Consider the following 22652-nt stretch of genomic DNA (forward strand, 5'->3'; position numbering starts at 1 on the left):
CGGCACCGGGGCGTCGTGCTGTGCTCACCCCATGTTCACGTCAGTCGTGCCAGGCGCCCAGGTCCTCCAGGAGCTGCTGCAGCGGCTCGAAGAGGCCGGGGGGCGCGGCGATGGTGAGCTCGCCGGAGGCCGGGACGCCCGGCCGCCCCTCGGTCAGCGCGCCCGCTTCGCGGGCTATCAGCGCACCGGCCGCGAAGTCCCACGGGTTCAGCCCGCGCTCGTAGTAGCCGTTGAGCCGGCCGCAGGCCACATCGCACAGGTCGATGGCGGCCGATCCGCCGCGCCGGATGTCGCGCACCTTGGGCAGCAGCGCGCGGACCACCTCGGCCTGGCCGATGCGCCGGTCGGTGCGGTAGCCGAAGCCGGTGCCCACGAGGGCCTGGTCGAGCACGGGCGCGGGGCGGCAGCGCACCCGCTCCCCCCGCTCCTGGCCATCGGGTACGAGGTAGGCGCCGCCGCCGAGGACCGCGTGGTACGTCTCGCGGCGCATCGGGGCCGCCACCACGCCCACCACCGTCTCGCCGTCCCGCTCGGCGGCGATGCTCACCGCCCAGGCCGGCAGGCCGTAGAGGTAGTTGACCGTGCCGTCGATCGGGTCGATCACCCAGCGCACCCCGCTGCTGCCCTCGGTGCTCGCGCCCTCCTCCCCGAGGATGCCGTCGTCGGGGCGGCGGGTGGCCAGGAAGTCCGTGATCAGCTTCTCGGCGGCCAGGTCCATCTCGGTGACCACGTCGATGGGGCTGGTCTTGGTGGCGGCCACCCCGAGGTCGGCCGGGCGGCCGTCGCGGAGCAGCTCTCCCGCCCGGTGGGCGGCCTCCAGGGCGACGTCGAGGAGTTCGGTGGTGAGGGCGTCGGTCATCGTGCTCCTAGTGCTCCTTGAGGCGTACGGGCGGGCGGCGCTGTGTCCCCCGCTCGGTCTTGGCGCGCCTCGACGTCGGCGGGCCGGGGCCGGGACACCGCTTGGCTCCCGGGGTCGGTGCGCTGGGCGCGCTCAGTCCGCTCCCGCGGCGGCGGGCCGCGGCGCCCGGGCCGGGCAGCAGCCGGCCGGGCAGAGGTCGTGGCTCGGGCCGAGCGCGCCCAGCGCGCAGCGCGTCGGCGCCGCCGCCTCCCGGCCGGCGGCGAAGCGCTCGGCGGCCGCGCGCTCCAGGACCAGATCGCGCACCGCGGCCGCGAAGCGCGGGTCCGCGCCCACGGTCGAGGCGCGCGCGACCGGCAGCCCCAGCTCCTCGGCCTTGGCCGCCGCCTCCGTGTCGAGGTCGTACTTGACCTCCATATGGTCCGAGACGAAGCCGATCGGGACCATCACGGCGGCGGGGGCGCCCGCGCCGTGCAGCTCCTCCAGGTGGTCGCAGATGTCCGGCTCCAGCCACGGGATGTGCGGGGCGCCGCTGCGCGACTGGTAGACCAGCCGCCAGGGGTGCTCCACACCGGTCTCCTCGCGCACCGCGTCGGCGATCAGCCGGGCCACGTCGAGGTGCTGGGCCACATAGGCGCCGCCGTCCCCGTGGTCCTGGGGCGGACCCGAGGTGTCGGCGGCGGCGGTCGGGATGGAGTGCGTGGTGAAGGCGAGGTGCGCCCCGGCGCGCACGCCCTCGGGCAGCTCGGCGAGCGCGGCGAGCGTCGCGTCGACCATGGGCCGGACGAAGCCGGGGTGGTTGAAGTAGTGCCGCAGCTTGTCGACGCGCGGCGTCTCCAGGCCCTCCGCCTCGAGCGCGGCCAGCGCGTCGGCGAGGTTCTCCCGGTACTGGCGGCAGCCGGAGTACGAGGCGTACGCGCTGGTGGCCAGAACCAGGACGCGGCGGTGGCCGTCGGCGGCCATCTCGCGCAGGGTGTCGGTCAGATAGGGCGCCCAGTTGCGGTTCCCCCAGTAGACCGGCAGGTCGAGGCCGTGCTCCGCGAAGTCCTTGCGCAGCGCCTGCAGCAGCTCGCGGTTCTGCGCGTTGATCGGGCTGACGCCGCCGAAGAGGAAGTAGTGCCGGCCCACCTCCTTCAGCCGCTCCCGGGGGATGCCGCGCCCGCGCGTCACGTTCTCCAGGAACGGCACCACGTCCTCAGGGCCCTCCGGGCCGCCGAAGGAGAGCAGCAGCAGGGCGTCGTACGGGGCGGACGACCGAGCGGGAGATGGCTGAGCTGACTGTTCCGGCATGTCCCCGATCCTGCCACCCGGCACTGACGGGCGGGAAATACACCTGCGCCGCCCTGTGGATAGCCGTAACCTGTCTCGGCGCCTACGTTCCTTACCTGATCGTCTCCCCTGCCCACGCCCTGCCCACCCGGAGCCGTCCTTGCCCGATCCCGGCCCTTATCGCGCGATCTTCGCCGCCCCCGGCACCAAGGGCTTCGCCGCCGCGGGGTTCCCCGGCCGGCTGACGATCTCGATGGCCTCCATCGGCGTGGTCACCATGATCTCCGAGCTCACGGGCCGGTACGGACTGGCGGGCGCGGTGTCGGCCGCGCTCTCCATCTCCTCGGCCGCGCTGGGTCCCCAGGTCTCCCGGCTGGTCGACCGGCACGGCCAGCGCCGGGTGCTGCGCCCGGCCTCCCTGATCGCGCTCACCGCCATCGCCGGGCTGCTGCTGAGCGCGCATCTGCGCTGGCCGGACTGGACGCTGTTCGCGTTCGCCGCGGCGGCCGGGTGCGTGCCGAGCATCGGGGCGATGGTGCGGGCCCGCTGGGCGGCGATCTACCGTGACGTGCCGCGGAAGCTGCACGCCGCGTACGCCTTCGAGTCGGTTGTCGACGAGGTCTGCTTCATCGTCGGCCCGATCCTGTCCGTCGGTCTTTCCACCGCCTGGTTCCCGGAGGCGGGCCCCCTGCTGGCCGGCTGCTTCCTCGCGGTCGGGGTGCTGGCGCTGACCGCGCAGCGCGCCACCGAGCCCGTACCGCATCCGCGCGAGCACCACACCGGCGGCTCGGCGCTGCGCTCGGCCGGGCTCCTGGTGCTGATGACCGCCTTCGCCGCCGTGGGCGCGCTCTTCGGGGCGATCGACGTGGTGACGGTGGCGTTCGCCGAGGAGCAGGGCAACAAGGCCGCGGCGAGCGTGGTGCTCGCCATCTATGCGGCGGGTTCCTGTCTGGCGGGCGCGGTCTTCGGGCTGCTGCGGCTCACGGGCCCGGCGCCCCGCAGGTGGCTGCTGGGTGTGTGTGCGATCGCCGTGAGTATGATCCCCCTCCAACTGGTCGGGAACCTTTCGTTTCTGGCCGTGGCGCTCTTCGTCGCGGGCCTGGCCGTCGCACCGACGATGGTCACCACCATGGCCCTGGTCGAACAGCTCGTGCCACGCGCGAAACTGACCGAGGGCATGACCTGGGTGAGCACCGGGCTCTCGGTCGGGGTGGCGCTCGGCTCGTCGGCCGCCGGATGGGTGGTCGACGCCGCCGGGGCGCGCGCGGGATACGGGGTGCCGGCCGTCGCCGGGGCGTTCGCGGCGGCGGTGGCGTTCCTCGGGTACCGCCGGCTGCGGCCGGCGCCACAGCGGGAGGGGTCGGGCGCGGATGGCCATAAGGACCATGAGGACCAACCGGAACGGCGTGTGGCGTAACTGGGCGGGCAATGTGATCGCCCGTCCTGCCCGGAGCATCGCCCCCTCGTCCACCGCGGAGCTGGCCGAGGTGGTGCGCCAGGCCGCAGAGGAGGGCCTGCGGGTCAAGGCGGTGGGCACCGGCCACTCCTTCACCGCCGCGGCCGCCACGGACGGGCTGCTGATACGTCCCGACCGGCTGGCCGGGGTCCGGGAGATCGACCGGGAGGCGGGGACGGTGACGGTCGCGGCCGGCACCCCGCTGTGGCAGCTCAACCACACCCTGGCGGCGCACGGCCTGTCGCTGACCAATATGGGCGACATCATGGAGCAGACGGTGGCCGGGGCCACCGCCACCGGGACGCACGGGACGGGCCGGGCCAGCGCGTCGATCGCCGCCCAGATCACGAGCCTGGAGCTGGTGACGGCGGACGGCTCGGTGCTGCGCTGCTCGGACCGGGAGAATTCGGAGATCTTCTCCGCCGCCCGGATCGGGCTCGGCGCGCTGGGCGTCGTCAGCGCGATCACCTTCGCCGTGGAGCCGGAGTTCCTGCTCACCGCGCGCGAGGAACCCATGCCCTTCGAGCGGGTCATGGCGGATTTCGACCAACTTGTCGCGGAGAACGAGCACTTCGAGTTCTACTGGTTTCCGCACACGGGCAACTGCAACACCAAGCGCAATAACCGCACCGACGGGCCCGCCGCCCCGCTGGGCCGGGTGAGCGGCTGGGTCGACGACGAGCTGCTGTCCAACGGCATCTTCCAGGTGGCCTGTTCGGTGGGGCGGGCGGTCCCCGCCACCATCCCCGGCATCGCCAAGATCTCCAGCCGCGCACTGTCGGCCCGCACGTACACGGACATCCCTTACAAAGTCTTCACCAGTCCGCGCCGGGTCCGCTTCGTGGAGATGGAGTACGCGGTGCCCCGCGAGGCCTCGGTCGCGGTGCTGCGCGAGCTCAAGGCGACCGTGGAGCGCTCGGGCCTCAGGGTCGGCTTCCCGGTGGAGGTGCGCACCGCACCGGCCGACGACATCCCGCTGTCCACCGCCTCCGGCCGGGACACCACCTACATCGCGGTGCACCTGTACCGGGGCACCCCGCACCGGGCGTACTTCACGGCGACCGAGCAGATCATGACCGCGCATGGCGGGCGCCCGCACTGGGGCAAGCTGCACAGCCGCGACGCCGCGTATCTGGCGGAGGCCTATCCGCGGTTCCGGGAGTTCACGGCCATCCGCGACCGGCTCGACCCGGAGCGGCTGTTCGGCAACGACTATCTGCGGCGCGTCCTGGGCGACTGACGCGCCCCGCCGCCAACCCCCATTCCCCGTTGCCCGCACATTCGTTCCCATCCGGAAAGGGATGCGAGCAAAATCGAAGGAGATCGTTCCGTTTCTGTCGATCATGTGAAACTTAGCCCCCACATCACGCCCCGCGCCGCCCAGTTCATGGTCCACAGGCCCCTCCCGGCGAGAACTTGGCTGGCGCGCCGCTCCACCTGAGCGGCCCGAATGGAGTACTGTGGCGGTCCCTGGCCCCGCTTTCCCGTCCGGCCGCCCGGACCCAACGGGAGGGGCCAAAAGGCGGCAACTCAACCGGCGGCGCCGCGACATGACATGGGGATCGCTGCCCCGAGCGACGGCGCCGTCGCTTTGGGCTGCAAACAGGTCACCGTGCCATAACGGCGGATCGGGGCGCAGGCCCGACACGCCGGGCAACTCGGCAAAGTTGTGGCAGGCTGCACCCGGGCAGGCCACACTCGTCTAGCGGGAGAGCAGCGACGCAACCGTGACGTCGGCAGGCACCACCCGGGAGGTCCCCATGCCCGAACTGCGTGTCGTGGCCGTCAGCAACGACGGCACACGGCTGGTGCTCAAGGCTGCGGACAGCACGGAGTACACACTTCCCATCGACGAGCGACTGCGCGCCGCGGTGCGCAACGACCGCGCTCGGCTCGGCCAGATCGAGATCGAGGTCGAGAGCCATCTGCGGCCGCGCGACATCCAGGCCCGTATACGCGCCGGCGCCTCGGCCGAGGAGGTCGCGCAGATGGCGGGCATCCCCGTCGACCGCGTGCGCCGCTTCGAGGGTCCGGTGCTCGCGGAGCGCGCCTTCATGGCCGAGCGCGCCCGCAAGACACCCGTGCGCCGCCCCGGTGAGAACGCCGGGCCCCAGCTCGGCGAGGCCGTCGCGGAGCGGCTGCTGCTGCGCGGCGCGGAGAAGGACACCGCGCAGTGGGACTCCTGGCGGCGGGACGACGGCACCTGGGAGGTGCTGCTGGTCTACCGCGTGGCCGGAGAGCCGCACTCGGCCAGCTGGACCTACGACCCGCCCCGGCGGCTCGTCCAGGCCGTGGACGACGAGGCCCGCGCGCTGATCGGCGAGACCGACGACACCCCGGAGCCGAGCTTCCCGTTCGTACCGCGGATCGCCCGGCTGCCGCGTGACCGGGACCGCGATCGGGACCGGGACCGGCAGGGCTCGTTCGAGCGCGGCGACGGCGAATCCGACCCCACGTCGGCGTCCGCGTCGCTGGAGGACGGCCTCGGCGGCGAGCGGGACTCGCTCACCAGCCTGCTGGAAGCCGTGCCGAACTTCCGGGGCGACATGGTCGTGCCGGACTCGCCGAGCCCGTCGTCCCCGGTGGACGAGCCCGCCGAGGAGCCCGAGACCGTCGAGCCCCCGGCCCCGGCGGCGAGCGCCGGCTCGGCGTACGCGGACGTCCTGATGCCCCGTTCGGTCGCCGGCCACCGCGAGCGGCTGACCGGCACCACGGACCGTCAGGCGGAGGCGGACGGGGTGCGTCCGGGCCGCCGGGCGGCGGTGCCGAGCTGGGACGAGATCGTCTTCGGCACCCGCCGCAAGAAACAGGAGTAGGCGCGGCGGCATCACCTCCACACGCGCGGGGCCCCGCCGTCGCACTCCGACGGCGGGGCCCGGGGCTGTATGCCCCTCAGCCGCGGTCGGGGCCGGTGGCCACCGGGCGGGCGGGGTCGGCGGACCACTCGCTCCAGGAGCCGACGTACAGGGCCGCCGGGATGCCCGCGACCGCCAGCGCCAGCACCTGGTGGGCGGCCGAGACGCCCGAGCCGCAGTAGACCCCCACCTCCGCGTCCGCGGTGGCGCCGAGCCCCGCGAAGCGCTCGGCCAGCCGCTCGGCGGGCAGGAACCGGCCATCGGGGGTGACGTTCTCCATGGTCGGGGCCGAGACCGCCCCCGGGATGTGCCCGGCCACGGGGTCGATCGGCTCCACCTCGCCCCGGTACCGCTCGGCGGCCCGCGCGTCCAGCAGCAGCCCGCGCCGGGCGAGCGCCGCCGCGCCCTCCGCGTCCAGCAGTGGCAGGGCGCCGGGCCGCGGCTCGAAGTCGCCCTCGGGCGGGGCGGGGGTCTCGGTGCTCAGCGGGCCGCCGCTCTCGTTCCAGGCGGCCAGGCCGCCGTCGAGAACGCGTACGGACGGGTGCCCCGCCCAGCGCAGCAGCCACCAGGCGCGCGCCGCCGCCCACCCCTGTCCGCCGTCGTACGCGACCACGCGCTGGTCCGCGCGGACTCCGGCCCGGCGCATCGCGGCGCCGAAGACGGAAAGGTCGGGCAGCGGGTGGCGGCCGGCCGCGCCCGCGGGGCCCGCGAGTTCGGCCTCCAGGTCGACGTAGACCGCGCCGGGGAGGTGGCCGGCCTCGTAGGCGGGGCGGCCGGGCGGGCCGCCCATCTGGTAGCGCACGTCCAGGAGGAGCGGCGGCCGCTCCCCCGCCAGCTCGTCCATGAGATCGGATGCGGTGATGATGGCGTTCATGAGCACCATCCTTGCGTAGATGCGCCTGCGACGATTGGCCCACTCGATCACCCCCTGTACAGATGACGGACACCTCGCGGCCATGGCTCGGAAACGGATGCGCGGCTTGAAAGCGGGCATTGTCCTGGCAGGAGCCGCGAATTGCGGCGCGGCCAGGGCGCGCGTTGCGACAGGGGGTGCGAATATCTGTCGGGCGCCACCCCATCACCGCCCCGCGCACCAGCGGGCCGGCCGGAGCCGCACGGACACCACAACGGTCCGAGGAGAGAGTGACGATGACCGAGGCAGCGACTCGGCGCACACCGGGCACGCCTTGCTGGACGAGCCTGATGGTGCACAGCCTGGCTGCGACGCAGGACTTCTACCACGCCTTGTTCGGCTGGGAGTTCACCCCGGGGCCACAGCACCTGGGCCCGTACGTACGCGCCCGGATCGGCGACCGGCCCGTCGCAGGGCTGGGCGAACTGCCTCCGGAGCGCCACCTGCCGGTCGCCTGGACGACGTATCTGGCCTCCGACGACGCCGACGAGACGGCGGAGCTGATCCGCGCCTGCGGCGGCACCGTGGCCGTGGGCCCGCTGGACGCGGGCGAGGCGGGCCGGATGGCCCTCGCGGCCGACCCGGAGGGCGCGGCCTTCGGCGTGTGGCAGGCGCGCGAGCACCTGGGCGCCGAGGAGATCGGGGCGCCGGGCTCCCCGGTCTGGCACGAGCTGATGACCCGTGAGTCCTCGGCCGTCGGCAAGTTCTACGACATGGTCTTCGGCTGCCACAGCGAGCCCTGGACGGCGGACGGCCCCGGCCCGGCCCCCGAGCCCGGGTCCGATGCGCTGACCCTGCGGGTGGCGGGGCGGCCGGTGGCCGCGATCCACGGCGTGGGCGCCACCCTGCCGCGCGACCGGGGCCCGCACTGGCGGACGTATTTCGCGGTGGCCGACGTGGACAAGGCGGTGCGTCAGGTGGCCGAGCTGGGCGGCTATGTCGTCCTGCCGCCCCAGGACGGCGCGGCGGGGCGTACGGCCACCGTCACGGACCCGGAGGGGGCGGCCTTCTCCCTGGTCGAGACGGACGGCTGAACGGACGGCCAGGGCACGGCCTGGGGTGTCTCGGCACAGTCGTACGGTCCCGGCGCCGACACCAGGCCCGGGGCCGGCGCCGCCGCCGGGCCGACGAGAAGGACTCGGGCGACGGCGCGGGCGGCGGAGTGCCAGGTCGCCCGCCCGGCCGGCCCGGGTGCAGGGCAGGCCGGGCCGCGAAGGACCCGCGCGGTCCGGTGCCGGCCTCTGCCCACGCCGGACCCGCTGCGGAACGGTCAGCCAGAAGTAACCGGCAGGACATCCGGCGAGGGTACGCCCGCACGGGCGGAGGCGCTGGTCATCCTGCGGCGGTGGTGGCGCCGGCACAGCACCTCGTAGCCGACCTCCGCGGCCTGGCGGTTGACGTCACCGACGACAACCTGCTCGCCCTCGACCACCATCGCGCCACCCACCGTGCGGGCGTTGTGCGTGGCCCGCGCCCCGCACCAGCACATCGCCTCCACCTGCAGCGTCTCGAGCCGGTCCGCGAGTTCGATCAGCCGCTGGGAACCGGGGAACAGCTTCGTGCGGAAGTCGGTGGTGATGCCGAAGGCGAAGACGTCCAGCTCCAGGTCGTCCACGACCCGGGCCAGTTGGTCGATCTGCTCGGTGGCGAGGAACTGCGCCTCGTCCACGATCACGTAGTCGACCTTGCCACCCTGCGACAGCCGCTCCACGACGTAGGCGTACAGATCCATCCCTGGCGCCGCCTCCACCGCATCGGTGACCAGGCCGAGCCGGGAGGACAGCTTGCCCTCGCCCGCGCGGTCGTCCCGCGTGAAGATCAGTCCCTCCAGGCCCCGGGCCGACCGGTTGTGGCCGATCTGCAGAGCCAGTGTGCTCTTTCCGCAGTCCATGGTTCCGGAGAAGAACACCAGCTCGGGCATGGGGTGGCGGAGCCTTTCATACGGAAGGAACGGGCGGGGGCAAGGCAGGACGGCTCAGGAGCGTACTTCGAGCAGCGGGACAAGCTGCTCGACGGGGGTCATCGAGCCGTGCAGCCCCACCATCGCCGACTCCTTCGGCTCGGTCCGCGACGCGACGATCGCGACATCCGCGCTGGCGGCGGCCACCACATCGCCGATCCGCCGGTACACCCGCTCGTCCACGCCGCCGCCGGCGTCGTCGGGTTGCCCGAACCAGCCCGCCTCGATGGCCTCGTCACGGCTCGCCACCCACATCCGCTCGCCGAGCACCTCGCGCCACACCGCCAGCACATCGCCCGCCGCCCCCGGCACCGCGTACACATGGCGGGCGCGGCCCTCGCCGCCCAGCAGGGCGACTCCGGCGCGCAGCTCCCAGTCCTCGTCGAAGTCGATCCGCGACTCCGGGTCGAAGGGGACGTCGATCATGCCGTGGTCGGCGGTCACATAGAGCGCGGCGCGGGGCGGCAGTTGCTCGGCGAGGCGCTGCACGAGCCCGTCCACATAGCGCAGCTGGGCGCGCCACTCGTCGGAGTCGACGCCGAAGCGGTGCCCCTTGCCGTCGACTTCGCTGTAGTACGTGTAGACGAGCGAACGGTCGCCCGCGGCCAACTGCTCGGCCGCGAGGTCCATCCGCTCCTCGCCGGAGAGCCGGCCGTGGAAGGTGCCGCCGCTCAGCGCGATCTTGGTGAGCGGGGTCTCGGCGAAGGTCGGCGCGGACACCTGGCAGGTGTGCACGCCCGCGGCATGGGCCAGTTGGAAGACGGTGGGATACGGCTGCCAGGCGTGCGGATCCGTCCACGGCTGCCAGCGCAGCTGGTTCATCAGCTGGCCGGTGGCGGGGTCGGCCACCGTATAGCCTGGCAGGCCGTGGGCGCCGGGCGGCAGGCCCGTGCCCACGGAGGCCAGCGAGGTCGCGGTGGTGGAGGGGAAGCCCGCGGTGATCGGCGCCCCCGTGCCGTTCAGCGAGCCGGGCAGCAGCGAGGTCAGAAAGGGCGCTTCGGCGGGGTGGGCGCGCAGCAGCTCCCAGCCGAGGCCGTCGACCAGGAACACGCACACGCGGTCGGCGGGCGCGAGGGCGAGCCCCGGGGGGAGCGAGGACAGGCCCGGGACGCCCTGGCCGGCGGCGACGGCCGGCAGCAGATCGGCGAGCGAGCCCGTGCCGTAGCGCGGCGCGGGGGCGGAGCGCGGGTCGAGCGGCGTGGGCTCGGGCTCATACCAGGGGGAGGCGGTGGCGGAGCCCGCGATGGAGTCGGACATCAGCGGCCGGCGTCCGGCGCGTCCACGGTGGCTTCGGAGAGCGACTGGGCGAAGGCGAGGGTCTGCCGGACGCTGTCGGGGCCGTCGCCCGCCTCGCTGACCCGCAGGCTCAGGTCGTCGGCGGTGGAGGAGCCGGTGTAGCCGTGGTCGGCCTCACAGTTGGGGTCGCCGCAGGCGGCGGGCTCGAGGTCGAGGCGGTTGACCGCGCCCCAGCCGATGGTGAGAACCACCTCGCGGGGCAGCGTGCCCGGAGTGTACGACTCGGGGTTGGCCACGACCCGGCTCAGCACGACCGAGGAGATCCGCTGCAGCTTCACGGATTCGGTGGAGGTGGTGGCGTACGGCGACGGGGACGTGCCGTCGGCGGCCTGCTCGTCGGTGTGGCTGACGATGAAGCGGGTGCCGGTCAGGACGAGGACCGTGACATGGCGGCGGACCTCGTTGGAGTCGAAGGTGGTCTCCTGGTGGACCAGATACGAGACGACCGGCTCACCACCCACGGCGGCCTCCACCGCTTCGGCAACGAGTGCCGGGTAATAGCCGCTGCGCTCGATCGCCGCGCGCAGCCCCTGGGTCGTCGTACCGGTCTTCGCCATGTGCCCATCCTACGGGGCCGCGCCGACACGGGTGCCCATGCCGGCCATGGCCGCGGACGTCAGTAGCTGGGCAGGTGGCGGGGGCCGAGATCGGTGCGCGGAGGCGGCGGTGCCAGCCGGACGGCCGCACCGAGCACGGAAAGGCCGCGCGGGGCGACGACGACCGGTTCGAGGTCGACGGCGACCACCTCGGGATGGTCGTCCACCATACGGGACACCCGCAGCAGGAGCTCTTCGAGCGCCCCGGTGTCGACGGGTCTTGAGCCGCGCCAGCCGAACAGGAGCGGCGCGGTCCGGATGGATCTGATCAGCTCGGCGGCGTCCCGGTCGGTGGCCGGGACGAGCCGGTGGGCGGTGTCGCCCAGCAGCTCGGAGGGCGCTCCGGCGAGCCCGAAGGAGAGCACCGCCCCGGCGGCGGGGTCGATGGCGGCCCGTACGACGGTGTCGACGCCGCGCGGGGCCATCCGCTGCACGACGAGCCGCAGCTCCTCGGGGGCGCCCAGGTAGTCGGTCAACTCGGCGTAGGCCCGGCGCAGTTCCGCCTCCCCGCCGACGTCGAGCCGGACTCCGCCCAGGTCGGCGCGGTGGCGCAGATGAGGGGCGGTGGTCTTGAGCGCGACGGGGAAACCGAGCCTGGCCGCCGCCCGTACGGCCGCGTCCGGATCGGGGGCGGAAAGCGCGGGCAGCACGCTGACGCCGTAGCGGGCGAGGAGCCGCTGGGCGTCGGGGGCGGAGAGGGTGACGGCGTGCGGGGCGTGGGCGTCCGCCGACGCGTCGGGGGACGCGGCGGCAGCGGCCTGGGGGCGGGGGGCGCCGTCGGCCGGGGTGGCTTCGGTCGGCGCGGCTTCCGTCGGCGCGCCCTCGGTCGGGGCCTCCTCGGTCTGGGCTTGCGCCGTCGGCTCCCCCTCGGTCGGCGCGAGCAGTACGTCGATGTCGGCCGCGGCGCCCGCCTCGTCGATGTCCTCGTACTCGGGGAGCTGCGCCGTCTTACCAGCCTCCTCGGCCTGGCGCCGCCACCGCGCGTACCCCACGGCCTCGGCGAGGGCCCGTACGGCCCGCTCCGCGGCCGGGTAGGCGGGGATCCGCGGGGCCGGGAAGGGCGCCTCGTCAGCCCTGTCGTCCACGTCTCCGTCGCCGGCCCCCGGGGCGTCCCAGGGCGCGGCCAGGGCCTCGGCGAGCCCTGGGATCTCCAGGTGGACCGCCGCCACCGGCTTGGCCGCACCGCGCGCCGCGGCCTCGGCGGCCGCGCCGCGCATCGCCTGGGCGAGGTCGGCCGCGGCGGCGTCGCCGACGCCGGGGATGGCGGTGACGACGACCGCGTCGCACGCGTCGTCGGCGAGGGCCGCGGAGAGGGCTCGCCGGAAGTCGTCGGGGGTGGCCGCCGTGGTCAGGTCGCGGGGCGGCAGCGGGCGGAGCCCGTCGGTGAGGCAGGCGTCGTAGGTGAGCAGCCCCAGGGACTCGGAGTTGCCCAGGATGGCGATGCGCGGGCCGCCGGGGAGCGGCTGGGAGGCGAGCAGCAGCCCGGCGTCGACGAGCTCGGTGACGGTGTCGACCCGGATCACGCCCGCCTGCCGCAGCAGGGCGGAGACGGTGGCGTCCGGGATGCCGGGGGCGGGGACGGCGTGGCCGGTGGGGGCGCTGCCGCTGTGGCGGGCGCCCTTGACGACCACGACCGGCTTGACCGCGGCCGTGCGCTTGGCGAGCCGGGTGAACTTGCGGGGGTTGCCGATGGACTCGAGGTACATCAGGGCGACGTCGGTCCGCGGGTCGTCGTACCAGTACTGCAGGACGTCGTTGCCCGAGACGTCGGCGCGGTTGCCCGCGGAGACGAAGGTGGAGACCCCGGCGGTCCCCGCGCCGCGCAGGTCGAGCCCGGACAGCAGCGCGATGCCTATCGCCCCGGACTGGGTGAAGAGGCCGAGCCGGCCGGGGGCGGGCAGCCGTGGCGAGAGGGAGGCGTTCAGCCGCACGCCGTCGGCGGTGTTGATGACGCCGAAGGCGTTGGGGCCGATGATCCGCATGCCGTAGGTGCGCGCCTGGCGGACCAGCTCGCGCTGGCGGTCGCGGCCCTCGGGCCCGCTCTCCGCGTAGCCGGCGGAGACCACGACGAGGCCCTGGACGCCGCTGTCGCCGCAGTCCGCGACCACGGAGGGCACCTGTGCGGCCGGGACGGCGACGACGGCGAGGTCGACCGGGCCGTCGATCTCGCGGATGGAGCGGTGGGCCGGGACGCCCTCGGGGTCCAGCCGCGCCTGGTCCCCGGGAAAGGCGCGGTTGACGGCGTACAGGCGCCCGGTGAACCCGGCGTCGAGGATGCTGCGCAGCACGGTGCGGCCGACGCCGCCCGGGGCGCGCCCGGTGCCGATCACGGCGACGGAGCCGGGGGCGAGCAGCCGCTGTACGGAGCGGGCCTCGGCGCGCTGCTCGCGGGCGCGCATGACGGCCAGGGAGCGGTCGGTGGGTTCGAGGTCGAACTCCAGGCGGACGACGCCGTCCTCGAAGCTGCGCTTCTGGGTGTAGCCCGCGTCCGTGAACACCTTGATCATCTTGGTGTTGGCGGGCAGCACCTCGGCGGCGAAGCGGCGGATCCCGCGCTCCCGGGCGACGGCGGCGATGTGCTCGAGGAGCGCGGAGGCCACCCCGCGGCCCTGGTGGGCGTCCTGGACGAGGAACGCGACCTCGGCCTCGTCGGCCGGCGCCGCCGAGGGCAGGCCCTGGCCGTCGATCCGGTCGTAGCGGACGGTGGCGATGAACTCGCCCCCGACCGTGGCGGCCAGGCCCACCCGGTCGACGTAGTCATGGTGCGTGAAGCGGTGCACGTCGCGGTCGGAGAGCCGGGGGTAGGGCGCGAAGAAGCGGTAGTACTTGGACTCGTCGGAGACCCGCTCGTAGAAGCTGACCAGGCGCTGTGCGTCGTCGGGGGTGATGGGGCGGATCCGGGCGGTGCCGCCGTCGCGGAGCACCACATCGGCCTCCCAGTGGGCCGGGTAGGCGTGGGTGTCGGACGGCAGCCGCATGCGGCCAAGAGTACGGCCCGGGCGGAAGTGGGTCCGGACGTCCGTATGGCGGACGCCCTTGCGTTGGGGGGAGGTGTCGAGGGAAGGTCAATATCGGACCCGTACGGACATGGGCGGGCCTACTCGGACACCGTTCCGGGCATACTCAAACATGCGACACCCGTATGATATTGGTCTAGACAACAGCAACTCCGCACCTGAAGGGCAACACCATGGCTGAGCGCCGCGTCAACATCGGCTGGGCCGAGGGCCTGCACGCCCGCCCCGCGTCGATCTTCGTCCGGGCGGCCACCGCCGCCGGCGTCCCCATCACGATCGCCAAGGCGGACGGCACCCCGGTCAACGCCGCTTCCATGCTCGCCGTGCTCGGCCTGGGCGCCCAGGGCGGCGAGGAGGTCGTCCTCGCCTCCGACTCGGACGACGCCGAGATCGCGCTCGACCGTCTGGCCAAGCTGGTCGCGGAGGGGCTCGAGGAGCTTCCGGAGACCGTCTGACTGACTCCACCCCGGACACGGCGCGGCCGCGGTGACCCACGACTGGGGACCGCGGCCGCACTGTTTGTCCCACGCGATACGGGGACGGCGCAAAACCGGGAACCACACAAAGCAGGGCCGGTGAAATACGGGAACGCGAAATCCGCGGGCGCGGAAATCCACGACCGCGACACACCGACGGTAATTCTCAGAAGTTGTATACGGGGCCGCTGTTAATTCCGGACGCCCGCCGTGTTTACGGAATGTTTCGAACTTCTCACGCGGGCGGGGCGGCGCAGCCGGTATTCCGACATCGAGCGCTCGGCGTGCGCCGCGGCGAGCGCCCGCGCGCGGTCGGCGTCGCCGCGCGCCACGGCGTCGACCAGCGCGCCGTGCTCGCCCCAGGACTCCACGGCCCGCAGCGAGACGTCGGAGCGCAGGGCGCCGCCCGGGGCGGACGGCGCCGCCCTGTGGGCCGGCTCCACCGCGTACACCCACGCGATCTTGCGCCTCAGCTGCACCAGCAGCCCGGCCAGGCTCGGGCTCCCGGAGGCCTGGGCCATCGTCTCGTGGAACCAGTCACCGAGCGGCCGCAGCTCGCCCAACTGCCCGCGCCGGGCCCGCTCCTGGCCGAGCCGGACCAGGCCGCGCAACACCTTCAGATGCGCCTCGGTGCGCCGCTGGGCGGCCCGGGCGGCCCCCAGCGGCTCCAGCAGCGCGCGGATGTCCAACAGGTCGGCGGCCTCCCGGTCGGACGGCTGCGCGACGCAGGCGCCCGCGTGTCTGCGGGTGGTCACAAAGCCTTCCGACTCCAGGGTGCGCAGCGCCTCGCGCACGGGCACGCGCGAGACGCCGTACCGCCGGGCGAGAAGTTCCTCGATCAACCGGCTGCCGGGCGCGAAGGTGCCGGAGACGATGTCGTCGCGGATCGCCGTGCACACCGCGTGCGCCGAAATCCGGTGACCGCCCTGCATCGCGGTCGTATCGCCGCTCACTTCCGGTCCCGCATTGTCGAACCTCCGCCTTAATCTCCGCGAAACGCAGCCGATTGACGCGTGTTCAGCGACTCTATTCTAAACAGCTTGAATTTCCGATAGGCACGGAGATTTCATGGATATTTTTGGCCAGGAGGGCGGGTGGCCAGGCGGTCGGATGGCCGGGTGGCCAGGCGGCCGGCGGCCGGGCGGCCGACCGGGTACGCCGAAGGCCCCCGGGTCCGTGGGACCGAGGGCCTTCGGGAAGCGAGCGGGGATGCTCAGATGTTCACACCGTGCGAGCGCAGGTAGGCGACGGGGTCGATGTCCGAGCCGTAGTCGGCGCTGGTGCGGGCCTCGAAGTGCAGATGCGGGCCGGTGACATTGCCCGTGGCGCCGGACAGGCCGATCTGCTGGCCCGGGGTGACCGTCTGGCCGACGGAGACCCCGAGGGACGACAGATGGCCGTACTGGGTGTAGGTGCCGTCGTTCATCTTGATCACGATGTTGTTGCCGTACGCGCCGCCCCAGCCGGCCTCGACCACGGTGCCGGAGCCGACGGAGTGCACCGGGGTACCGGACGCGGCGTGGAAGTCCACACCGGTGTGGCTGCCGGAGGACCACAGGCCGCTGGACGCCTGGTAGCTGGTGGAGACGTACGAGCCGGTGACCGGCAGCACGAACATGTTCAGCCGCTTCCGCTCGGCCTCGCGCGCCGCGCGCTCCTTGGCCTCGCGCTCCTGCTTGGCCTTCTTCGCGGCCGCCTCGGCCTTTCGCTTCGCCTCGGCCGCCTGCCGCGCGGCCTCCTTGCGGGCCGCGGCCTCGGCCTGCGCCTTGGCGGCGGCCTCCTCGGCGGCGCTCTGCTGGCTCTGCGCCTGGGCCTCGACCTGGTCGGCGAGCCCGTCGTCCATGGCGACCGCCTGGCGCAGCCCGGTGTCCTCGAAGCCGCGCGGGTCGTCCGTCGCGGCCAGGGCCGGGGCGGCGAAGCCGGCGACCACACCGGAGGCGGCCAGCGTGGCTATGCCCGCGAGGTTGGCGCCGGAACGGGCGGTGCGGGGGGCCCTGGTGGGGCGGCGGTGCTTCCCGGTGGTACGGGTGAACGCCATGGTCCGGCGCACTCCTTTCCTTCCCTCTCGCCTACCGGGTTAGCTGACGGGTTCGGAGCAGGAAGGTCTCCTACGGGCCCCTCCCCCGCGTGGGGAAGGCGTCCGATTCACCCCTGGGGATCACCCGTCCGGCGCCGTGGGCGGCGGACGAGGCTGGGTCCCCGGCTCCCCTGGCTCGCGCCGTACGGGGACTCGGCGATGGTTGTCCGTGCCGCGGGTGCGGCGTGTCTCGGTCGGACAACCGGACTGACGCTAAGCGTGATCGCTTTCGTTCACCAAACGGTTCCGCGTTTTTGTTGGTTTCCCCACAGACACGAACACCCAGACGGGCGACCTCTGCTATAAAGCGGGCGAATCGACCGGTGAGACGATTCGAAAAACAGGACCCCTGGCGCCTGAAACGGCGTCAGGGGTCCTGTTTTGTCGGGCCGTCAGGCCGTCAGCCCTGGATGACGCGCACCTCGCCGATGCCGAGCGCCTTGACCGGCTCCTCGATCTGCGAGGCGTCACCGACGAGCACCGTGACCAGCCGGTCGGACGGGAAGGCGCTCACCACCGCGGCGGTCGCCTCCACCGTGCCGGTCTCCGCGAGGCGCGCGTACAACTGCGCCTGGAAGTCGTCCGGCAGGTGCTGCTCGACCTGGTCGGCGAGCGTGCCCGCGACGGCCGCCGCCGTCTCGTACTTCAGGGGGGCCACCCCGACCAGGTTCTGCACGGCGACGTCGCGCTCGGCGTCCGTCAGGCCCTCTTCCTTCAGCGTGCCCAGCACCTTCCACAGGTCCTCCAGGGCGGGGCCGGTGACCTCGGTGGCCACCGAGCCGCTGATGGCCAGCATCGCGGCGCCCGTGGCCCCTCCGGAGGCGTCCGGGGCCGCGGAGCGGAGCACCTGGCCGAAGGCGCGCACGCCGTACGTGTAGCCCTTCTCCTCACGCAGCACGCGGTCGAGCCGGGAGGTCAGGGTGCCGCCCAGGCAGTAGGTGCCCAGCACCTGGGCGGGCCAGACCCGGTCATGGCGGTCGGCGCCGATCCGCCCGATGAGCAGCTGGGTCTGCACCGCGCCCGGCCGGTCGACGATGATCACGCGGCCGGTGTCGTCGGCGGTGATCGGCGGCATGGGGCGGGGCTCGGCGGCCCCGCCCGTCCAGGCGCCGAGGGATTCGGCCAGCGCCTTGTCGAGGTCGACGCCGGCCAGGTCGCCGACGACCACGACGGTCGAGGAGGACGGGCGGACATGCGCCTCGTAGAAGGCCCGCACGGCCGCGGCGTCGATGCCCTCGACGGTCTCCTGGGTGCCCTGACGCGGCCGGGACATCCGGGCCTCGGCCGGGAACAGCTCCTTGGACAGCGCCATCGAGGCGCGCCGGGCCGGGTTGGCCAGCTCGTGCGGGATCTCGTCCAGGCGGTTGCGCACCAGCCGCTCGACCTCGCCCTCGGGGAAGGCGGGGGCGCGCAGCGCGTCGGCCAGCAGGCCGAGCGCCTTGGGCAGCCGGGAGACGGGGACCTCCAGGGACACCCGGACGCCGGGGTGGTCGGCGTGGGCGTCCAGGGTGGCGCCGCAGCGCTCCAGTTCGGCGGCGAACTCCTCGGCGGTGTGCTTGTCGGTGCCCTCGGACAGGGCGCGAGCCATGATCGTCGCGATGCCGTCGAGCCCGGCCGGCTCGGCGTCCAGCGGGGCGGCGAGGTTGATCTCCACGGCGACGACCTGCTGGCCGGGGCGGTGGCAGCGCAGCACGGTCAGCCCGTTGGACAGCTCGGCGCGCTCGGGGGCCGGGAAGGCCCACGGCTTGGCGGCACCCGCCTGCGGCTGCGGGTGGAAGGTCATGGCGGTGACGGCGTCGCTCACTGGGCCGACTCCCCTTCTGCGTCGTTGTCGTCGGCTGCTGCGCCGTTGTCCGTGGCGTCGGCGTCGGCCTGCTCGGCACCCTGGAGCGGTTCGTACACCAGCACCGCGCGGTTGTCGGGGCGCAGCCTGGCCTGGGCCACGGCCCGCACCTCCTCGGCCGTCACCTGCAGGACGCGCTCGACGGCGGTCAGCGCCAGCTGCGGGTCGCCGAACAGCACCGCGTAACGGCACAGCTCGTCGGCTCGGCCGCCGACGGTCGCCAGCCGGTCCAGCCACTCGCGCTCCAGCTGGGCCTGGGCGCGCTCCATCTCCTCGGGGGTCGGCCCCTCCTCGGCGAACCGGGCCAGCTCCTCGTCGACGGCGGCCTCGATGTCGGGGACCTCCACGCCGCCGGAGGTCTTCACGTCCAGCCAGCCGAGCGAGGGGGCGCCCGACAGCCGCAGCAGGCCGAAGCCCGCGGCCACCGCCGTACGGTCCCGGCGCACCAGGCGGTTGTGGAGGCGGGAGGACTCCCCGCCGCCCAGGACGGTCAGCGCCAGGTCGGCGGCGTCGGCCTCGCGGGTGCCGTCGTGCGGCAGCCGGTAGGCGGCCATCAGGGCGCGGGCCGGGACCTCCTCCTCGACGACCTCGCGCAGCTGTCCGCCGATCACCTCCGGCAGCGTGCCGTCGCGGGGCGGGCGCTTGCCGTCGTGGGAGGGGATGGTGCCGAAGTACTTCTCGATCCAAAGCAGCGTCTGCTCGGGGTCGATGTCGCCCACGACCGCCAGCACGGCGTTGTTCGGCGCGTAGTACGTGCGGAAGAACTCGCGGGCGTCCTCCAAGGAGGCCGCGTCCAGGTCGGCCATCGAGCCGATCGGGGTGTGGTGGTACGGGTGGCCCTCGGGGTAGGCCATGGCGACCAGGCGCTCGAAGGCCGTGCCGTAGGGCACGTTGTCGTAGCGCTGGCGGCGCTCGTTCTTGACGACGTCGCGCTGGTTCTCCAGGCTCTCCTCGTCCAGCGCGGTCAGCAACGACCCCATGCGGTCCGCCTCGAGCCACAGCGCCAGCTCCACCTGGTGGGCGGGCATCGTCTCGAAGTAGTTGGTCCGCTCGAAGCTGGTCGTCCCGTTCAGCGAGCCGCCGGCGCCCTGCACCAGTTCGAAGTGGCCGTTCCCCTTCACCTGCGCCGAGCCCTGGAACATCAGGTGCTCGAAAAGGTGAGCCAGGCCCGTACGCCCCTTGACTTCGTGGCGCGAGCCGACGTCGTACCACAGGCAGACCGCCGCGACCGGGGTCAGGTGGTCCTCGGAGAGCACCACCCGCAGGCCGTTGGCCAGCCGGTGCTCGGTCGCTGTCAGGCCGCCGGAGCCGGCTTGTTCCGTGGCCGTGTGACCCATGGGCATGTACGTCCCTTCGATCGCGGGATGAAGCGCGTGCGAGCCGCTTGAAGTGCGGTCCTGTCACTGTATGCAAGCGCACGGACATCTGGCGAAGTTCCCGCCGGGGAATCTCACGGACGGCCGTTGTCAGTGGCCCGTTCCACACTTGTCGGTGGCCCGGTCCACAATGGTCGGCGTCAGATCCCGCCTCGGCAGTTGAAGGAGCCGCAAGCGCGATGGCCCGCCGCAGCACGAAAACCCCTCCGCCGGACGACTTCGAGGAGCGCATCCTCGACATCGACGTCGTCGACGAGATGCAGGGCTCCTTCCTCGAGTACGCGTACTCGGTCATCTACTCGCGCGCGCTGCCAGACGCCCGGGACGGGCTCAAGCCGGTGCACCGGCGCATCCTCTACCAGATGAACGAGATGGGCCTGCGGCCCGAGCGCGGCTTCGTCAAGTGCGCCCGGGTCGTCGGCGAGGTCATGGGCAAGCTGCACCCCCATGGCGACGCGTCGATCTACGACGCGCTGGTGCGCATGGCCCAGCCCTTCTCGATGCGGGTGCCGCTGGTCGACGGCCACGGCAACTTCGGCTCCCTGGGCAATGACGACCCGCCCGCGGCGATGCGCTACACCGAGTGCCGGATGGCCTCGGCGACCTCGCTGATGACCGAGTCGATCGACGAGGACACGGTCGACTTCGCGCCGAACTACGACGGCAGCGAGCAGGAGCCGCTGGCGCTGCCGGCCGCCTATCCCAACCTGCTGGTCAACGGTTCCTCCGGGATCGCGGTCGGCATGGCGACCAACATGGCCCCGCACAACCTGGGCGAGGTGATCGCCGCAGCCCGCCATCTGATCAAGCACCCGGCCGCTGACCTGGACACCCTGATGCGGTTCGTGCCGGGCCCCGACCTGCCGACCGGCGGCCGGATCGTGGGCCTGGGCGGCGTCCGGGACGCGTACGAGAAGGGGCGCGGCACCTTCAAGATCCGCGCCACGGTCTCCGTGGAGACCGTGACGGCGCGCCGCAAGGGCCTGGTCGTCACCGAACTGCCCTTCACGGTCGGCCCCGAGAAGGTCATCTCGAAGATCAAGGACCTGGTCGGCGCGAAGAAGCTGCAGGGCATCGCGGACGTCAAGGACCTCACGGACCGCGAGCACGGCCTGCGCCTGGTCATCGAGGTCAAGAACGGCTTCAACCCCGAGGCCGTACTGGAGCAGCTGTACAAGCTGACGCCGATGGAGGAGTCCTTCGGCATCAACAATGTGGCGCTGGTCGACGGCCAGCCGCTGACGCTGGGGCTCAAGGAGCTGCTGGAGGTCTATCTCGACCACCGCTTCGATGTGGTGCGGCGGCGCAGCGAGTTCCGGCGCGGCAAGCGGCGGGACCGGCTGCACCTGGTCGAGGGCCTGCTGGTCGCCCTGCTGGACATCGACGAGGTCATCCGCCTCATCCGCTCCAGCGAGAACGCGGCGCAGGCGAAGGAGTCCCTGATCGCCCGCTTCCAGCTCTCCGAGGTCCAGACGCAGTACATTCTGGACACCCCGCTGCGCCGGCTGACCAAGTTCGACCGGATCGAGCTGGAGTCGGAGCGCGACCGCCTCAAGGCGGAGATCGAGGAGCTGACCCGGATCCTGGAGTCGGACGCCGAGCTGCGCAAGCTGGTCTCGGCGGAACTGGCCCAGGTGGCCAAGAAGTTCGGCACGCCGCGGCGTACGGTGCTGCAGGAGTCGGCGGACGCCCCGGTGACCGCGGTGCCGCTGGAGGTCGCCGACGACCCGTGCCGGGTGCTGCTGTCCTCGACCGGCCTGCTGGCCCGCACGGCCAACGGTGAGCCGTTCCCGGGCGAGGGCCAGGCCAAGCGCGTCAAGCACGACGTGATCGTCTCCGCGGTCCCGGCCACGGCCCGCGGGGACCTGGGGGCGGTGACCTCGACCGGGCGGCTGCTGCGGCTCGCGGTGGTCGATCTGCCGATACTGCCCGAGACGGCCGGCGCGCCGAACCTGGCGGGCGGGGCTCCGATCGCGGAGTTCCTGTCGCTGGAGGAGGGCGAGGAGCTGGTGTGCCTCACCACACTCGACGAGTCCTCACCGGGTCTCGCGATCGGCACGGAGCAGGGCGTCGTCAAGCGCGTGGTCCCCGACTATCCCGCCAACAAGGACGAGTTGGAGGTCATCGGCCTCAAGGAGGGCGACCGTATCGTCGGCGCGGTGGAGCTGCGCACCGGCGAGGAGGACCTGGTCTTCATCACCGACGACGCGCAGCTGCTGCGCTATCCGGCGAGCCAGGTGCGGCCGCAGGGCCGCCCGGCGGGCGGTATGGCCGGCATCAAGCTGGGCTCGGGAGCGAAGGTGATCTCGTTCACGGCCGTCGATCCGGCGGTCGACGCGGTGGTGTTCACGGTCGCCGGCTCGCACGGCACGCTCGACGACTCGGTGCAGCAGTCGGCCAAGCTCACTCCGTTCGACCAGTACCCGCGCAAGGGCCGGGCCACCGGCGGCGTGCGCTGCCAGAGGTTCCTGAAGGGCGAGGACTGCCTGGTCATGGCCTGGGCGGGCGCGACCCCGGCCCTCGCGGCCACCGCGACCGGCACCCCGGCACCGCTGCCGGAGACCGACCCGCGCCGCGACGGCTCGGGGATCGCGCTCGCCAAGCCGGTGGCCGTGGTGGCCGGGCCGGTGTAGCGGGCCCGGCCCCGGCGCGTGGGCCGAAG

The 22652-nt window shown here is 73.2% G+C and carries 17 protein-coding genes and 1 riboswitch; of the genes, 6 read left to right on the forward strand and 11 right to left on the reverse strand.

The genetic code is table 11. The annotated features are described in order from the left end of the window. Nucleotides 1-40 precede the first annotated feature (40 nt). Complete coding sequence (locus ACFZDL_RS02735) at nt 41-859, reverse strand: inositol monophosphatase family protein (protein WP_353590904.1); 819 nt, start codon at nt 857-859, stop codon at nt 41-43. 132 nt (nt 860-991) lie between these two features. Beyond that, nucleotides 992-2146, reverse strand: a complete 1155-nt coding sequence (locus tag ACFZDL_RS02740; RefSeq protein ID WP_353590903.1) for a ferrochelatase — start codon at nt 2144-2146, stop codon at nt 992-994. Between the two features lie 139 nt (nt 2147-2285). Here ACFZDL_RS02740 and ACFZDL_RS02745 point away from each other — a divergent pair, with 139 nt between their 5' ends. The 3 genes from ACFZDL_RS02745 (at nt 2286) to sepH (ending at nt 6397) form a co-directional block, all read left to right on the forward strand. Further along, complete coding sequence (locus tag ACFZDL_RS02745; RefSeq protein ID WP_353590902.1) at nt 2286-3542, forward strand: MFS transporter; 1257 nt, start codon at nt 2286-2288, stop codon at nt 3540-3542. Further along, a complete protein-coding gene (locus ACFZDL_RS02750) occupies nt 3511-4821 on the forward strand; it encodes a D-arabinono-1,4-lactone oxidase (RefSeq protein ID WP_353590901.1) in 1311 nt (436 codons plus the stop codon). The genes ACFZDL_RS02745 and ACFZDL_RS02750 overlap by 32 nt, the downstream gene beginning before the upstream one ends. A 487-nt stretch (nt 4822-5308) precedes the next feature. Then, entirely contained in the window at nt 5309-6397 is a 1089-nt protein-coding gene (gene sepH, locus ACFZDL_RS02755; RefSeq protein ID WP_391190089.1) for a septation protein SepH, read from the forward strand. Nucleotides 6398-6473: 76 nt separating this feature from the next. Here sepH and ACFZDL_RS02760 read toward each other — a convergent pair whose 3' ends face one another. Beyond that, the gene (locus tag ACFZDL_RS02760; RefSeq protein ID WP_353590899.1) at nt 6474-7310 is read right to left on the reverse strand and encodes a sulfurtransferase; all 837 of its coding nucleotides are present in this window, start codon (nt 7308-7310) and stop codon (nt 6474-6476) included. A 275-nt stretch (nt 7311-7585) separates the two neighbouring features. Here ACFZDL_RS02760 and ACFZDL_RS02765 point away from each other — a divergent pair, with 275 nt between their 5' ends. Then, nucleotides 7586-8383, forward strand: a complete 798-nt coding sequence (locus tag ACFZDL_RS02765) for a VOC family protein (RefSeq protein ID WP_353590898.1) — start codon at nt 7586-7588, stop codon at nt 8381-8383. A gap of 236 nt (nt 8384-8619) precedes the next feature. Here the strand turns inward: ACFZDL_RS02765 and ACFZDL_RS02770 are convergent, their stop codons facing one another. Genes ACFZDL_RS02770 through ACFZDL_RS02785 form a run of 4 tightly spaced genes read right to left on the reverse strand, consistent with a single transcriptional unit; the run spans nt 8620 to nt 14179 of the window. Further along, entirely contained in the window at nt 8620-9270 is a 651-nt protein-coding gene (locus ACFZDL_RS02770) for a thymidine kinase (protein WP_353590897.1), read from the reverse strand. A 54-nt stretch (nt 9271-9324) separates the two neighbouring features. Beyond that, nucleotides 9325-10566: a nucleotide pyrophosphatase/phosphodiesterase family protein gene (locus ACFZDL_RS02775; RefSeq protein WP_353590896.1), complete on the reverse strand. Its 1242-nt coding sequence runs from the start codon at nt 10564-10566 to the stop codon at nt 9325-9327. After that, on the reverse strand, nt 10566-11162 hold the full coding sequence (locus ACFZDL_RS02780) for a DUF5998 family protein (RefSeq protein WP_353590895.1): 597 nt from the start codon (nt 11160-11162) through the stop codon (nt 10566-10568). Before ACFZDL_RS02780 ends, ACFZDL_RS02775 begins: the two co-directional genes overlap by 1 nt. Nucleotides 11163-11221: 59 nt before the next feature. Further along, nucleotides 11222-14179: a GNAT family N-acetyltransferase gene (locus ACFZDL_RS02785; protein WP_353590894.1), complete on the reverse strand. Its 2958-nt coding sequence runs from the start codon at nt 14177-14179 to the stop codon at nt 11222-11224. 212 nt (nt 14180-14391) lie between these two features. On the opposite strand from ACFZDL_RS02785, the gene ACFZDL_RS02790 reads away from it, so the two are divergent. Continuing rightward, nucleotides 14392-14673, forward strand: a complete 282-nt coding sequence (locus tag ACFZDL_RS02790) for an HPr family phosphocarrier protein (protein ID WP_353590893.1) — start codon at nt 14392-14394, stop codon at nt 14671-14673. A 212-nt stretch (nt 14674-14885) separates the two neighbouring features. On the opposite strand, the gene ACFZDL_RS02795 is transcribed toward ACFZDL_RS02790, so the two are convergent. From ACFZDL_RS02795 to ACFZDL_RS02810, 4 genes are all read right to left on the reverse strand, one after another. Beyond that, complete coding sequence (locus ACFZDL_RS02795) at nt 14886-15626, reverse strand: GntR family transcriptional regulator (RefSeq protein ID WP_353591093.1); 741 nt, start codon at nt 15624-15626, stop codon at nt 14886-14888. A 281-nt stretch (nt 15627-15907) separates the two neighbouring features. Beyond that, the gene (locus ACFZDL_RS02800; RefSeq protein ID WP_353590892.1) at nt 15908-16732 is read right to left on the reverse strand and encodes a M23 family metallopeptidase; all 825 of its coding nucleotides are present in this window, start codon (nt 16730-16732) and stop codon (nt 15908-15910) included. Between the two features lie 13 nt (nt 16733-16745). Then, a riboswitch (cyclic di-AMP (ydaO/yuaA leader) is annotated at nt 16746-16940 on the reverse strand. A 231-nt stretch (nt 16941-17171) separates the two neighbouring features. After that, nucleotides 17172-18554, reverse strand: coding sequence for a pitrilysin family protein (locus tag ACFZDL_RS02805; RefSeq protein WP_353591092.1), 1383 nt, complete (start codon nt 18552-18554; stop codon nt 17172-17174). A 17-nt stretch (nt 18555-18571) separates the two neighbouring features. Further along, nucleotides 18572-19957 carry a pitrilysin family protein gene (locus ACFZDL_RS02810; protein WP_353590891.1) on the reverse strand — a complete coding sequence of 462 codons (1386 nt, stop codon included), beginning with the start codon at nt 19955-19957 and terminating at the stop codon, nt 18572-18574. Between the two features lie 212 nt (nt 19958-20169). Between ACFZDL_RS02810 and ACFZDL_RS02815 the strand changes: the two genes are divergently transcribed. Then, nucleotides 20170-22623 carry a DNA topoisomerase IV subunit A gene (locus tag ACFZDL_RS02815; RefSeq protein WP_353590890.1) on the forward strand — a complete coding sequence of 818 codons (2454 nt, stop codon included), beginning with the start codon at nt 20170-20172 and terminating at the stop codon, nt 22621-22623. Nucleotides 22624-22652: the final 29 nt, after the last annotated feature.

The sequence above is a fragment of the Streptomyces sp. NPDC007917 genome (assembly GCF_042959105.1).
GTDB lineage: Bacteria > Actinomycetota > Actinomycetes > Streptomycetales > Streptomycetaceae > Streptomyces.